We start from the raw sequence: 13,263 nt of genomic DNA on the forward strand, positions 1-13,263 counted from the left end.
CACCTCATATCTTATTATCCTATAAATTTAAAATATTATAACGTATATATTTATTACAAATTAAAAAAAGAGCGTTCTATGCTCTTTTTGATATAAAATTAATTTTTATAATTCGTTTATATTCCTATATGTAATATTGTTTTTTATTTCATTAAAATCTTTAGGTTTATATTTAATAATATCTTTCATCACTTCTGAAAAAGTAAGTGGTTTATTTATAAAATTAAAAATATCGTACTCTTTATTTTCATATCTACAAAGCCTTATCTTACCATCATAACTAAGTGTTATCTTGTCACAACTCCAGCAGTTTGTATCATAAAACCTAGATACTATACCTATTTTACCTCTTGAATTAGGGTTTTTGTAATAATATCTACATACTTTGTCATATGATTTTATTTTAGTCATGTTGTCCATATTATTTATTATATCAGCTACATTTAAATAACCTTCGTTAAATAAACCATCTAACTTCCCTACATACATCATTTCAAAGAACCTCAAAGTTATTGGAAAATTATTTGCAAGTTGTATAAAATCATCCATCTCATCATCGTTAAAATTCTTTATGATAAGTGTATCTATAGTCGTTTCTATCCCTAAATTAAGTGCTGTAGAAAATGATTTTAATACAAGCCCTAAATTTCCTCCTCTAGTTAAAGATTCGTATTTGTATTCTTTTAATGAATTAATCTGTATATTGACTTTGTCTAAGCCTGCATTTTTTAATTTTAGACCTTGTTCTGAAAATTTAATTCCATTAGTAGTTAAACTAACTTCTTCTATATTACAGTAATTTTTTGCATAATAAATAAGGTCAACTAAATTAGGATTTAGAAGTGGTTCGCCGCCCGTAAATTCAATTTTTCTTATCCCTAATTCTGACATTGACTTTATTATAAATTTATAATCATCCACACTCAAATATCTACCTTTATTATATGTAGCTACGTCATTATATGGCATGCAATACGTACAATTTAAATCACATATATTTGTTAAAGATATATTCAAATAATCTATATCTCTATTAAATCCATCCTTCATTTATTCAACCTCAATATCATTTTTTATACTATTATATCATAATTTAATTTATATATTGTGCATTTATATATTTTTTATATAAATATACAAAAATCCACCCTCTATATTTAGAAGATGGATTTTTTCTATCTTTTTTTAGCTTTTTTCTTTTTATTTTTAGAAATATTTTTGTTTTTATTTTCAACTTCTTCATATCCTGGAGGCGGTATCTTTTTATATATAGTTTTAAAACAATTAAATGTTATTCCTAATGCAAAAGCTGCTGCTAATAATAATATTGGCAGTTTTTTTATAAATATTATGCACACAATAAATATTATAAGTCCTACTAAACTAAAATATACATTCATCTTTTGCCATCTCTCCATATGTAACCCCTCCTTTAGTATTATATTTCGATAAAAAAATATATTATCCTTTTTTATTGTACAATTTATAATTATTTTTTCTAACTTATATCTTAAATTTATAAAAATCTACATATTATATAATTTATTTCAATATACATTGGAATAAATGTTTTCTCTCTACACTATGTTTAAAAATGTGACATATAATAAAAAACTTTTATATATTTTTTACTTTTTTTATGTGGAAATTTAATCCAAAAAGTACTATCATAAAGTAGTTTATATTTTATGGAATTGGAGGAAAATAACATGAATACACAACAAATAATAGCTATCTCTATTTTCGCTATTGTAATGATACTTATAATAAGTGAAAAAATAGATAGAACTGTTGTAGCATTATCTGGTGCTGCCTTGATGTTTCTATTTAAAATAGTTACATTTGAAGAAGGAATTAGCCATATAGACTTTAACACATTATTTGTACTAATTGGCATGATGATTGTAGTCGCAATCGTAAAAAAATCAGGATTATTTGAATACGTCGCAATATTAACAGCCAAAATCTCAAAAGGAGATCCGTCTAAAATCATGGTTTATTTTATGATAATAACAGCCGTTTTATCTGCAATACTTGATAACGTGACAACTGTATTATTAATAGGACCTATGACACTTGTAATTAGCGATATTCTTTCTATTAATCCTATTCCGTTTTTAATGACACAAATTATCGCATCTAATGTCGGAGGTACTTCAACATTAATCGGTGACCCACCTAATATTATGATCGGTAGTGCTGCTGGGCTTAGTTTTGGTGATTTCGTAGTAAATCTAGGACCAGTAATTTTAATAATTCTTTTACTATTAATATTTATATTTAAATTTATTTATAGAAAAGAATTAGTAAAAAGTCCACAAGCCGAAGAATTAATCTCAAACTTAGATGAAAAAAAAGCTATCCAAGACAAGACATTATTAATAAAGAGTTTATTTGTTCTTGCACTTATATTAGTAGGATTTATGACTCATAGTAAATTGGGTATTGAATCTTCTGTAGTCGCAATAACTGGAGCTTGTATATTATTATTAATCGGAAAACAAGACCCTCACGAGATAATATACAGCGTTGAATGGCCTACTATAGCCTTTTTTGCTGGATTATTTATAGTTGTAGGTGGTCTTTCAAATACCGGTGTAATCTCAATGCTTGCTAAATTATTAGTTGAAAAAACTCATGGTGATGTAATTCTTACAATGTTTTTACTTCTTTGGATTTCTGCAATAGTTTCATCATTCTTAGACAATATACCTTTTGTAGCTACACTTATCCCACTAATACTTACAATGCATACTCAAGGTATGGATGTAACACCACTATGGTGGGCTACTTCACTAGGTGCATGTCTTGGTGGAAATGGTACACTAATCGGTGCATCTGCTAATGTAGTCTTAGCTAGTGTAGGTCAAAAGCATGGATATCCTATCACCTTTAAAAGTTTCTTAAAGGTAGGTTTTCCTATAATGATATTTACAGTAATTATTTCAACAATTTATTTAACAATAAAATTTGCGATATAGATATTTAAATTTATATAAAAACTATTTTTGCATAAATTTAAAAAATATTTTTTATCCATATTTACATATACTTTAATAAAGTATTTTCAAAAGGGAGGTAAAGTTTTATGTCATTTAACAGAATTGATTCAGTCAATGGTGACTCAATTGAAATAAGACTTAGACAGTTAGGTGCTAGCAAAATCCAAAAAGTGCAGGGCTGCCTTTATTTTATAAAATTTATACTTGATGATGACTTTGAGGTTATGTATACATACAATATAAATGCAAAGAATAAATATTTCTTACAGAGGATAGAGCCATATCCAATACCTAATGGTACATTCTCAACTGAAGTAAAGATAGTTGATTTTATAAAAAAAGATATAGCTAAGTTTAGAAAAGGAATTAAAAGCGAACATTTTGACGATTTCTTAGAGGCTACAGCTCAAGCAAATAAATTTGTAAGACAATTAGATGATTTTTATTTAAATTATCAAGTAGAAGAAGATAGCTTAGTAAGCGATTCACTAGGTCAAATAAATACTACTATAGACAATTTAAATAAACGTCTTGAAAGTTTAATAAATCACTCTAAAAAAATCGATTAAAGTCTAAATAAATACGCTAAAAAGGCTATCATATTTATATAGGTAGCCTTTTAATTTTCTTTTAGTTTATATAAATTTATTTCTTACGTTTTAATTTTCTTAATTCTTTATTTGTGAAACGGCTCAATATGAGTCGCTACTTGTATATTTTTATTTAACTTTTCTCTCATAGTATTTTCAATATTGTGAGTTAGCTCATGTGATTTTTCAACGGTCATATCCGGCTCAACCATAATATCCATATCTATATATATATTATTTTCACATCCTCTACTTCTAATATTTTTAATATATTTTATCTCGCTAAATTCTACAACAATTTCTCTTATTATATTTTCATCTATTACAGCACTATCTACTAAAATACTAATAGTCGATTTGAAAATTTCATATGCACCGTGCAAAATAAATATTCCAACAACAAACGATACTAACTTATCTATTATTACTGGAAAACCTAGCTTTATACATATTAAAGTTATCAAAACACCTAGAGATACATAAACATCACTTTTTGTGTGAAGAGAATCTGAAACTAAAATGTAGCTGTTGACCTTTTTACCAACGCTATATTCATATTTAGTTACAATTATATTTATTATCAAGGTAATTATTAAAATTACAAAACTAATCGTAGTCATATTTAAGCTTTCTGGATTTTTAATTTGTAAAATAGCCTCGGCTACAATTTTTAATGCAATAAATACCATCATCATTCCAATAAATAAACTAGATAGCATCTCAAATTTAGTATGACCATAAGGATGTGTTTTGTCCTTTGGTCTTGCAGCTATCGAAATTCCCACAATGCCTACAATATTTGAAGCAGAATCAGAAAGTGAGTGAAAACCATCGGCCAAGACACTTGAGCTATTTGTCAAGCTTCCAACAACTATCTTCATAACTGTTACAGCTAAATTCGCCACAAGGATGAATAATAAGATATTTTTTACTTTCTTATATTTGTCCATAACCTTCCTCCTAATATCTGTGAGAAATTTTACATAATTATTTTTTTATATAATAATAGTATATTGTTGTAATTTTTTTTTGTGATTTTATTTTTAGTTTAATTTAAAATTTATAATATTTTGTATATAAATACTAAATTATTAAATATGCAAAATAATATCAAATATTAATACTCTGTGTTTTTATAATACTTACTATATAATAAAAAAAGCTACCAAAAATCAGTAGCTTTTTTTATATGTTAAATATATTTTATTATTTTATATTGTGTCCATGATCATGGCCACATCCATTTCCTTTTGAGTGGTTATGAGAACATGCGTCGTTTACTGAGAACTCTTGTAACTTATTTTCTTTTAATAATTTTAAGTTAGATTCTATAGTGTCATTTATACCTCTATAAACTTTAGTTCCCATTTCATTTAATTTCATTATAGCTCCAGCGCCTATTCCACACACTATTATAGCATCTACTTCTTGACCTTTTAGTGCTTTTAGTGGTTGGCATTTGCCGTGTTCATGACCTAAGTCACCGTTATTTATACTTTTTATTTCTTTTGAATCTAAGTCGCATATAATAAATTCTGGTGCAGAACCAAAATGACCATATGGCAAACTTTCCATTCCTTTATTTTCTGAAACTGGTATACATACTTTCATATCTACATCCCCCTATTTTTACAACACTTTTTATTTAACTTACAATTTGCACAACAATTAAGTTGTATTTCATTTAATTTTTCTTTGTTTATAAATGTGTCGTCTTCAATATCGTTTATCATCTTTAAAAACAACATAGCCTCATGAAAACAATCATCATTTATAATATACATAACTGTATATCCCTGTTTTATTCCTGTGACAATCCCGGCTTCTTTTAGCACTTTTATATGCTGAGAAACTGCTGAATCTGAAATTCCAAGATGTTTTGAAATACCCTTTTGGCAAATTGTCTTTTTAGAGATAATTAACAATATCTTTAGCCTTGTTTCATCGCTCAACGCTTTAAAAACTTTTACTAAATCCTTCATAATTAACTCCTTATTTAATTAAGTATTTACTTAATTAAATAATAGTACTCTTAATTGAAAAAGTCAACTTATTTACCACTTTTATATGCTTATATTTTTGTATTAGGATTTAAATATTGACCGTGCGCTTTAGTTTTTTCTTTATAATTTATTGAAAATTTAGGACATCTTTATCTACTTCAAAGTCAAAATTATTATTTTTTAAACAATCCACAATAGAGATTATTTTCTCTCCTGTTTGTCCCGATATTTTCTCTGCTACATATTTACTGTTTCCTGTTGCTGAAAAATAAAAAATCATTATATTCCTCCTTCTAATAAATACTTTAAGTATATTTTTGCGTCTTCCTTTGATAAAATATTTTCTTTTAAAAATCCCCACTCTAATACTAAAACAACTGTATTGCTGTAGTGTTCTAAAAGCATTTCATGTGGTACCTTCTTTTTCTCAATACAACTGCAACCTTTTATTTTTATATTTATTTGATTTTTCATATATATTTTAAAAATTTGCATAAACTCTCCATTTGGATTATTTTGTTTTGTTATCCTTCTGAGTATTTCTATATTTTTTTCAAAAAAATCGTAAAGGCTGTTAAATAAATCATACATTTTTTCATCAGTATCCATATAATCATAGTCATTTTGAAAATCTATTTTTTCTCCAAAACAATCCCAACAATAATTGAGAAGATCATACTTATCTTCAAAATAATTATAAAAAGTAGCCCTTGGATAATTGCTTATCTCACAAATTTCGCTGACCATTATATTTTCAAATGGTTTCTTTGAAAGCAATTCAATCATTGTACGACTAAAGTCTTCCAAAGCCCTTTTAGCAAATCTCGTTTTATTTACTTTTTTCATAAATTTCTCCTTTATAAAAAATCTGTATTCTAAATACTTTCAAAATATATTTAAGATAATTATATTTAAATAAACATAATCATTTAGATTTTATAAAGTCTTTAGACATCTGTAAATATATCTCAAAATATTTTTTATATAAATCTTCAGTAGTAGTTATATGTCTAAATATAGACATATTTATATTTTTGTCTATATTTATAATAATAAATTCAAAACAATCATCATTGAATATAAAATATACTCAAATACTAAAAAAAAGACGGCATAAGCCGTCTTTTCTAAATATCTATCAAAATCTTTTATATTATTTAGATTTTTTTGCTATATATTCTACTGCATTTAATGCAGCTGTTAAACCTTGACCTGCAGATTTTAAGTATGAGTATGGTCTTCCGACACAATCTCCACAAGCAAATAATCCATCTATATTTGTCTTCATATTTGCATCTACTTTTATATGTTCACCGTTTAACTCTAATCCTGGAACTAAATTTTTAGGTGACATACTGTCTTTTATTATGAATACGCCATCTATATCAAGTGATTCATCTTGGAAGTTTAATTTATTTACTAACATTTCACCTTGTATTTCTGTAGGTTTTTTATCTAGTATTTCAACTCCTGAATCTATTAATGATAAATCTTTTTTGATGTTATTTCTCATAGGTACAAAATATGTTTTATTTGCTATTTCGTTTAAGAAGTTAGCTTCATGTATCGCTTCTTCGTTATATCCAAGTACGCATACATCTTTTCCTTTGTAAAGCGGTGCATCGCATGTTGCACAGTAACTTACACCTCTTCCTAGGAAAGTGTCTTCTCCTTCTATTGATTTAGCACTATCTAGACCTATTGCAATTATTACAGTAGTCGCTTCAAACATTTCAGATCCACTTGCAAGTGCAAAGTAATCACCCATAGAGTATACATTTGTTATTTTATGTTCGTCAATTTGTATATCCATAGATTCTATATGATCCATAAAATGTTGTTTAAGGTTAGCTCCTGATATATTGTAAAGACCAAGATAGTTGTCTATTGATGGAGCTTTTTCAATCTTAGTACTAAGCGATTTATTTCCAAATATTATAAAACTTTTATTTCTTATTTTTGCATTAACTGCAGCACTAAGACCTGCTGGTCCGCTTCCGATTATCGCTATATCATATCTCATAATATCACCTTTTTATAAGTGTGCTTCAACTTTTGATTTTAACACGTCTTTTGGCATGAATCCCATTAAAGTATCTACTTCTTCTCCATTTTTGAATATTTTCATTGTTGGAACTGATACTATTCTGAATTTTTGAGCTAAATCCATACTTTGGTCTATATCTACTTTTACAAAGTTTACATCAGTTAATTCTTCGCTTAATTCTTCAAATACTGGAGCAAGCATTTTACAAGGTCCACACCAAGTTGCGAAAAAGTCTACTACTACAACTCCACTTTCTACTGTATTATTGAATTCATTTGAGTTTATTATTTTAGCCATTTATATATCCTCCTAAATTATATCTACTATATTAACAATTATACCCATGTTTTTGGAAGAGTACCATTTTTTTATTCTGTTAATTTTTTCTAATCTTCATCTATAGGTATAATTATTTCAAACTTTGTCCACTTACCATATTCTGAGTCTACTTTTAATTTGTATTTTAGACTCTCTGAGATTACTTTTGCTATTGAAAGTCCTATTCCAGAGCCGTCTATATCTTTATTTCTTACATTTTCACTTCTAAAGAATCTATCGAAGAGATGAGGTAGTTCTTCTTTTTTTATACCAAGTCCATTGTCTTCGATTTTTATATATATTTTTTCATCTTTTTCACTTAGAGAAATTTTTATATAGTCCTCTTCTTCTGTATATTTAAATGCGTTGTCTATAAAAATGATAAATAACTGTCTTAATTTATTTTTATCACTTAATATATTTTTATGCTTTAATTGTGAAGAAATCTTTAATGTTTTATTTTGAATCATTGCTATATCAAAGAAATCATCGCATATATCTTTTACTAAAGCTTCTAAATCGACTTCTTCTTTTGTAACTAAATCCACATAGTCTTCTTTTGTAAGTGTAAGTAAGTCATTTATCATTTTCTTAAGTCTTCTAGTTTCATTCATCGCATCAGCTATACCTTCAACCTCGTCATTTATAGTATTATTTGGGTGCTTTAAAAGCCCCTCTAATTTAGATGATACTATTGTTATAGGTGTTCTAAGCTCATGTGATGCATCTTGAATAAACTTAGCTTGATTATTCCAAGTTACCTCTATTGGTTTTAATGCATTTCTTGTAAGATAAATAGCTATAAAGTATGTTAGTATACAAAATATTATTACTACTTTTATCATAGTAAGCAATAGTTGTCTTCTAGAACTTATCTCACTGCTTATCTCTCTAAATATTCTTATTGTGCAATTTTTATATGTATAATTACACTCTCTTAGTTGATATCCTTCTTTTGTTGAATATGTATAAAATCCATCACCTTGATTTTTAAACTTTGGTTCATTATCTCCAAAATACGGGTTAGTATTTACTTTTATTAGGGTGTTGTCTATGTACATATACACCATATCTTTAGGGTTTTGTAATTTTATACCTTCAGCCTTTAAACCTAACATAAGCCCGTATCTAGAATCTAAATTCTCTAGCTGACTTATTATAGAGTTTAGTTCATTTTCCATTTGCTTATTTATATTGTTGTTATTTGTATATCCAAAATAAACATATGTAAACATACAAAGTAAAATTAAAAAACCTGAAACTACAAGCATATTTATTCTGATAAGCCTTTTTTGAGTTTTTGTAATGACTTCTTTATTTATCATCAAACATATAACCTACTTTTCTTTTTGTTTTTATACATTTATCATATCCATATTTGCTAAGTTTTTTTCTTAAATGACTTATATAAACTTCGACAATTTCTATTGTAACATCAGAGTCAATACCCCAAACTCTATCATAAATCTGCTCCTTTAATAATATAGAACCTTTATTTAAAAGAAGGTATTCAAGCAAATTAAATTGTTTATTTTGAAGCTCTATTTCTTCATCTTTTACAAAAACCCTTCTTTTATTTAAGTCTAAATGTAAATCTCTAAAGTCTATGCTGTTTCTATCTTGCATCTTTCCATTAGTCCTCAAAATAGCATATATTCTAGCAACTAACTCCTCCATATAAAATGGTTTTGTAAGATAATCATTTGCCCCTATCTCAAAAGCCTTTACTTTATCATTTAGCGATTCTTTAGCTGTTAATATTAATACTGGTGTATCTATAAACTTTTCTCTCATAGACTTTAATATCTCTATTCCAGATAAATTAGGAAGCATAAGATCTAAAACAATTAAATCATATATATTTTGCTCTATCATATAAAGTGCTTCCTCACCATCGCTGCATGACTCTGTTTCAAAATGAGTATTTAATTCATCTAAAATGCTTTTTAATAATTTTATATTGTCTTCAACGACTAAAACTTTCATATATACCTCCCAACAATGTCATTAATCAATTGTTTATAATCAATTTGTATTTATATTAAATTAAGCTTCTATAAATATTATAGAAGCTTGATTTGTTTGTGTATTAATTTCTTACAATACTTGCAGTATTAGTCTTTAAATCGATATCTATATTTGATTTATTTTCTATATCATCATAAGTATATCCTATAATCTCTAAAGTATTTTCTTTATCAGTACTATTTAGCATTAATGCACTAAAATCTTTTGCTTTTAATGTTGAATTATTAGATATATTGCTGACACTTATATATTCACCATCTGAATTTTTTTCAGCTACTTTTAATATTATATTTCCTAAGTTTTTTTGTGAATTATTTTTAATTTTTACTTTGTAGCTAGTATCATCAATCCCTTTAAAGTCGTATATTTCTAAAATATCGTATTTAAGCATGTCTTCTAATTCTTTTTGTTTCTCTTCTAAATTAGATAGCTTTTCTATATTTGCTGTATTCTCATTTAAATCTACATTTACATTATAATCTTCTGTTTCATAACTATATCCTATTATATCTATAGTATAAGTGTAATTTTGAGGGATAATTTTTATAAGAGCTTTTTCATCTCTTTTAAGCGAAATTTCTACAGGAACTTGTTTTGTAGATATTTTATTTTGATTTTCATCTAATTCAACATAATTTATACTTATATTTTTAAGTATTTTATTTGATTTATTTTTTATCTTTGTACTCACATTATTTTTTGTCGTATTATGAGAAATACCAGTTATCTTAGTATTTTCTATTTCTAATACTTTTGCCTCGCTCTTTGCAACTTCATACCCTATTTCTTTTTCTGATTCATTAAGTCTAAAAACTACAATTAATATTACTATAGCAATTACAGTTAATAATGATGTAAATATTAATTTTTTATTATTCATATATAAATTCCCCTATCAAAATCATTTTGTCATTTAAAGTAGATCTTTGTGGTTTTTCATAAAATCATAAAGCGCTTGTGTGACTAATGTTTTTCTATCGTATGATGAATTGCTACATAGACGCAAGAAATCATCCCATACTCCTTTATCTACTTTTAAATTTACTGTTTTGTCACTAGTTTCTTCAAAGTCTATAGCTATGGATTTCTTTTGTTTTTTTGGTTTTAAAGATTTACAATCTCTAACCTCTAAGTACCAATCATAAACTTCACATAGTTTATCTAAATCTTCTTGAGTTAAATTTATTTTTCTATCTTTTTTAACTTTTGTAGATTTTTGTTTATTTTTAGTTACATCTTTTGTATCTTCTTTAGCTTTATTTTTTTTATTGTTTATTTTCTCAGGTGATTTTTCAACTTTATCTTCTTTTGATTTAAGTTTTTTCTCTATAGAAGATTTCTTTGCTGATTTTGGTTTGTTTTCTTTTTTGTTTTGTTCATTTTTAATTAATGTATTATCTACAAAAGATACCTGTACAGATGTATTTATAGATTCTTTATTATCTTTTATATATTTACCATTTACACTTTTATATCCATTTTTATTTAAATTTCTTCTTAATGTTTGTGGTTTTACACCCAAGGTAGAAGCAATCTCATCCAAAGAAATGCCCTTGTCTTGCAGTCTTAAAAATTCGTCTATTCTTTGATTAGAAGCCATTGTTCTCCTCCATTTATTTCTTTTTATTAATTGTACCATAAAACCATTATTTTTACACTTTTCTTTAATATAAAAGAAGCTAATCAGATAAAATTATATATTTTATTTGATTAGCTATATTAACATATCTACCTTTATTAAACCTTAATTATTATATCTATCTTATAATTTTTCTAGTTAGTGTACCTATACCTATTCCCATACAAATAACACCTAAGACCATCTCTATATCAGCCAATATAGCTGATTCAAATATAGGGTCGCATATTTCATTGCCAACTCCTGTAAATAAACCTGTACTAAGTGAAAATGCATTTAAAAATTCTTCAAAGAATTTTCCAAAGGATAAAGTTTCTATGGCGATTATACTGTTGTATTTAACTATTCTTCCGTCTATATTTACTCCTACTATCAAAAATAAAAATGTAAATATTAGTATTATAGCAAAGCTAAAATAAATACTGTAAATTGGTCGTTCTCCATATCCACACGAAAACCAATATAAGTAGGACTTAATTTTAGATAGAAAATCCAGAGTTTTATGTTCTTCTCTTTTTCCTAGGTAGTAGTACTCTCCAAAATTGCTTTTTAAGTTGTTTTGTTCATATTGAAATGCGATATTTTGATATATCATATAAAAGCCTTCGTATTCATCTCTGTCGTTTTTTCTATGTAGGAGCTTATCAAAGAAGGTCTTGGTATCAAAAGTTGTCATATATTTATCGTCAAATTCAAAATCACTTATATAGCATTTTCTAGTTTTTAAATTTTGCATACCACAATCGCAGACTAAAATTTTAAATAAGTCGCTATCTTTTATAATGACACCTTGCATATCTGTAAGTTCAAAATTTGTATTTTCAAATGTGCATTTTTCAAATAAAGCATAAGATAAATTACTTCCTTTAAACTGTGAATATATATAACAGTCTTCAAAATAACACGAAAAATTATCTTTTATATTTAGAGATGGAGTCTTTATCGAGTCTTCCTTTATAAATGTGCAATTTTCAAATATAATTCCTCCTCCACCGAAGCTGCACTTTTTAAAATTACATCCAATAAAGAAACAATCTATAAATTTAATATTTTGAAATTTACAGTTAAAAAAATTAGCACATATAAAATCCTCTCCATTTATAATTTGGAAATCTTCTTCTTTTAAAACTCCACTAATTCCTATAAGCTGTTTTTTTGTATTTTTAAAACTGTACTCTCCTGTAAGGCTATATCCGCTTATTAAACTCTTGTCATTTTTTATTTGAGACCTAATTTTTTTATTGTTTTCTTTTCTTTTTGATATTTGTTTTTCTAGTTTGTAATTTTCTTCTTTAAAGTTTACATAAGGCATAAAAATACTCCTTTAATATATAAAATATATCATTTTTAAATATTATTACCATAATATTTGTTTTAATACTACGTATATTTGTTTTATTATAAAGCCTTATACTTAACTGAAATTACTCTGTGCAAGGTTATTCCTTCCAATATAGATGGTAGTTTATTATTTAGTATATAAACATACTCAATAATAAAGTCTATAATAAAAAAACTGCTAAGGTTTTATACTTAGCAGTTTTAATTTATTTTTAATTTGATGAATTATCATATTAAGTGCAACACTTAAAAATGGATAAAAAAATAGCTCATAAGTTTATGTTCATGTTACAGT

At 26.1% G+C, this 13,263-nt stretch carries 16 protein-coding genes; 2 read left to right on the top strand and 14 right to left on the bottom strand.

The features are described 5' to 3' along the window. Positions 1–105: 105 nt before the first annotated feature. Together ABCM86_RS12555 and ABCM86_RS12560 are read right to left on the bottom strand one after the other, a co-directional pair. Positions 106–1,050, bottom strand: a complete 945-nt coding sequence (locus ABCM86_RS12555) for a radical SAM protein (protein WP_343004096.1) — start codon at positions 1,048–1,050, stop codon at positions 106–108. Positions 1,051–1,175: 125 nt separating this feature from the next. Next, positions 1,176–1,418 (bottom strand): hypothetical protein, encoded by a 243-nt coding sequence (locus tag ABCM86_RS12560; RefSeq protein ID WP_195931170.1) that lies wholly within the window; start codon positions 1,416–1,418, stop codon positions 1,176–1,178. 291 nt (positions 1,419–1,709) lie between these two features. Here ABCM86_RS12560 and ABCM86_RS12565 point away from each other — a divergent pair, with 291 nt between their 5' ends. Continuing rightward, entirely contained in the window at positions 1,710–2,981 is a 1,272-nt protein-coding gene (locus ABCM86_RS12565) for an ArsB/NhaD family transporter (RefSeq protein ID WP_295733632.1), read from the top strand. Between the two features lie 107 nt (positions 2,982–3,088). Continuing rightward, a complete protein-coding gene (locus tag ABCM86_RS12570) occupies positions 3,089–3,571 on the top strand; it encodes a hypothetical protein (RefSeq protein ID WP_195931174.1) in 483 nt (160 codons plus the stop codon). Positions 3,572–3,678: 107 nt separating this feature from the next. Here ABCM86_RS12570 and ABCM86_RS12575 read toward each other — a convergent pair whose 3' ends face one another. The 12 genes from ABCM86_RS12575 to ABCM86_RS12630 form a co-directional block, all read right to left on the bottom strand. Further along, positions 3,679–4,542 carry a cation diffusion facilitator family transporter gene (locus tag ABCM86_RS12575; protein WP_195931176.1) on the bottom strand — a complete coding sequence of 288 codons (864 nt, stop codon included), beginning with the start codon at positions 4,540–4,542 and terminating at the stop codon, positions 3,679–3,681. A gap of 256 nt (positions 4,543–4,798) precedes the next feature. Then, the gene (locus ABCM86_RS12580) at positions 4,799–5,203 is read right to left on the bottom strand and encodes a NifB/NifX family molybdenum-iron cluster-binding protein (protein ID WP_195931082.1); all 405 of its coding nucleotides are present in this window, start codon (positions 5,201–5,203) and stop codon (positions 4,799–4,801) included. A 2-nt stretch (positions 5,204–5,205) separates the two neighbouring features. After that, on the bottom strand, positions 5,206–5,574 hold the full coding sequence (locus ABCM86_RS12585; protein WP_195931083.1) for a metalloregulator ArsR/SmtB family transcription factor: 369 nt from the start codon (positions 5,572–5,574) through the stop codon (positions 5,206–5,208). A 148-nt stretch (positions 5,575–5,722) separates the two neighbouring features. Then, positions 5,723–5,875 (bottom strand): flavodoxin family protein, encoded by a 153-nt coding sequence (locus ABCM86_RS12590; protein ID WP_195931084.1) that lies wholly within the window; start codon positions 5,873–5,875, stop codon positions 5,723–5,725. Continuing rightward, positions 5,875–6,441 carry a TetR/AcrR family transcriptional regulator gene (locus tag ABCM86_RS12595; RefSeq protein ID WP_343004097.1) on the bottom strand — a complete coding sequence of 189 codons (567 nt, stop codon included), beginning with the start codon at positions 6,439–6,441 and terminating at the stop codon, positions 5,875–5,877. Before ABCM86_RS12595 ends, ABCM86_RS12590 begins: the two co-directional genes overlap by 1 nt. 307 nt (positions 6,442–6,748) lie before the next feature. After that, entirely contained in the window at positions 6,749–7,618 is an 870-nt protein-coding gene (locus tag ABCM86_RS12600) for an NAD(P)/FAD-dependent oxidoreductase (RefSeq protein ID WP_295733638.1), read from the bottom strand. A gap of 12 nt (positions 7,619–7,630) precedes the next feature. Continuing rightward, positions 7,631–7,939 carry a thioredoxin gene (trxA, locus tag ABCM86_RS12605; protein ID WP_195931087.1) on the bottom strand — a complete coding sequence of 103 codons (309 nt, stop codon included), beginning with the start codon at positions 7,937–7,939 and terminating at the stop codon, positions 7,631–7,633. Positions 7,940–8,028: 89 nt separating this feature from the next. Further along, on the bottom strand, positions 8,029–9,285 hold the full coding sequence (locus tag ABCM86_RS12610) for a HAMP domain-containing sensor histidine kinase (protein ID WP_295675824.1): 1,257 nt from the start codon (positions 9,283–9,285) through the stop codon (positions 8,029–8,031). Beyond that, on the bottom strand, positions 9,275–9,946 hold the full coding sequence (locus ABCM86_RS12615) for a response regulator transcription factor (protein ID WP_195931088.1): 672 nt from the start codon (positions 9,944–9,946) through the stop codon (positions 9,275–9,277). Before ABCM86_RS12615 ends, ABCM86_RS12610 begins: the two co-directional genes overlap by 11 nt. 103 nt (positions 9,947–10,049) lie before the next feature. Then, positions 10,050–10,868 carry a hypothetical protein gene (locus ABCM86_RS12620; RefSeq protein WP_295675800.1) on the bottom strand — a complete coding sequence of 273 codons (819 nt, stop codon included), beginning with the start codon at positions 10,866–10,868 and terminating at the stop codon, positions 10,050–10,052. 33 nt (positions 10,869–10,901) lie between these two features. Continuing rightward, positions 10,902–11,588 carry a hypothetical protein gene (locus tag ABCM86_RS12625; protein ID WP_343004098.1) on the bottom strand — a complete coding sequence of 229 codons (687 nt, stop codon included), beginning with the start codon at positions 11,586–11,588 and terminating at the stop codon, positions 10,902–10,904. Between the two features lie 157 nt (positions 11,589–11,745). Then, positions 11,746–12,939: a pentapeptide repeat-containing protein gene (locus ABCM86_RS12630; protein WP_295733641.1), complete on the bottom strand. Its 1,194-nt coding sequence runs from the start codon at positions 12,937–12,939 to the stop codon at positions 11,746–11,748. Positions 12,940–13,263: the final 324 nt, after the last annotated feature.

Origin of the sequence: Clostridium sp. 2218st1_F5_2218SCRN_220325, from assembly GCF_039062665.1 — a bacterium.
In the GTDB taxonomy this organism is placed as follows: Bacteria; Bacillota; Clostridia; order Peptostreptococcales; family Peptostreptococcaceae; genus Intestinibacter.

Coding starts and splice junctions, on each gene's coding strand:
- ABCM86_RS12575 (WP_195931176.1), bottom strand. CDS start 4,542: ATGGACAAATATAAGAAAGTAAAAAATATCTTATTATTCATCCTTGTG.
- ABCM86_RS12570 (WP_195931174.1), top strand. CDS start 3,089: ATGTCATTTAACAGAATTGATTCAGTCAATGGTGACTCAATTGAAATA.
- ABCM86_RS12555 (WP_343004096.1), bottom strand. CDS start 1,050: ATGAAGGATGGATTTAATAGAGATATAGATTATTTGAATATATCTTTA.
- ABCM86_RS12560 (WP_195931170.1), bottom strand. CDS start 1,418: ATGGAGAGATGGCAAAAGATGAATGTATATTTTAGTTTAGTAGGACTT.
- ABCM86_RS12580 (WP_195931082.1), bottom strand. CDS start 5,203: ATGAAAGTATGTATACCAGTTTCAGAAAATAAAGGAATGGAAAGTTTG.
- ABCM86_RS12625 (WP_343004098.1), bottom strand. CDS start 11,588: ATGGCTTCTAATCAAAGAATAGACGAATTTTTAAGACTGCAAGACAAG.
- ABCM86_RS12585 (WP_195931083.1), bottom strand. CDS start 5,574: ATGAAGGATTTAGTAAAAGTTTTTAAAGCGTTGAGCGATGAAACAAGG.
- ABCM86_RS12590 (WP_195931084.1), bottom strand. CDS start 5,875: ATGATTTTTTATTTTTCAGCAACAGGAAACAGTAAATATGTAGCAGAG.
- ABCM86_RS12595 (WP_343004097.1), bottom strand. CDS start 6,441: ATGAAAAAAGTAAATAAAACGAGATTTGCTAAAAGGGCTTTGGAAGAC.
- ABCM86_RS12565 (WP_295733632.1), top strand. CDS start 1,710: ATGAATACACAACAAATAATAGCTATCTCTATTTTCGCTATTGTAATG.
- ABCM86_RS12615 (WP_195931088.1), bottom strand. CDS start 9,946: ATGAAAGTTTTAGTCGTTGAAGACAATATAAAATTATTAAAAAGCATT.
- ABCM86_RS12610 (WP_295675824.1), bottom strand. CDS start 9,285: ATGATAAATAAAGAAGTCATTACAAAAACTCAAAAAAGGCTTATCAGA.
- trxA (WP_195931087.1), bottom strand. CDS start 7,939: ATGGCTAAAATAATAAACTCAAATGAATTCAATAATACAGTAGAAAGT.
- ABCM86_RS12600 (WP_295733638.1), bottom strand. CDS start 7,618: ATGAGATATGATATAGCGATAATCGGAAGCGGACCAGCAGGTCTTAGT.
- ABCM86_RS12620 (WP_295675800.1), bottom strand. CDS start 10,868: ATGAATAATAAAAAATTAATATTTACATCATTATTAACTGTAATTGCT.
- ABCM86_RS12630 (WP_295733641.1), bottom strand. CDS start 12,939: ATGCCTTATGTAAACTTTAAAGAAGAAAATTACAAACTAGAAAAACAA.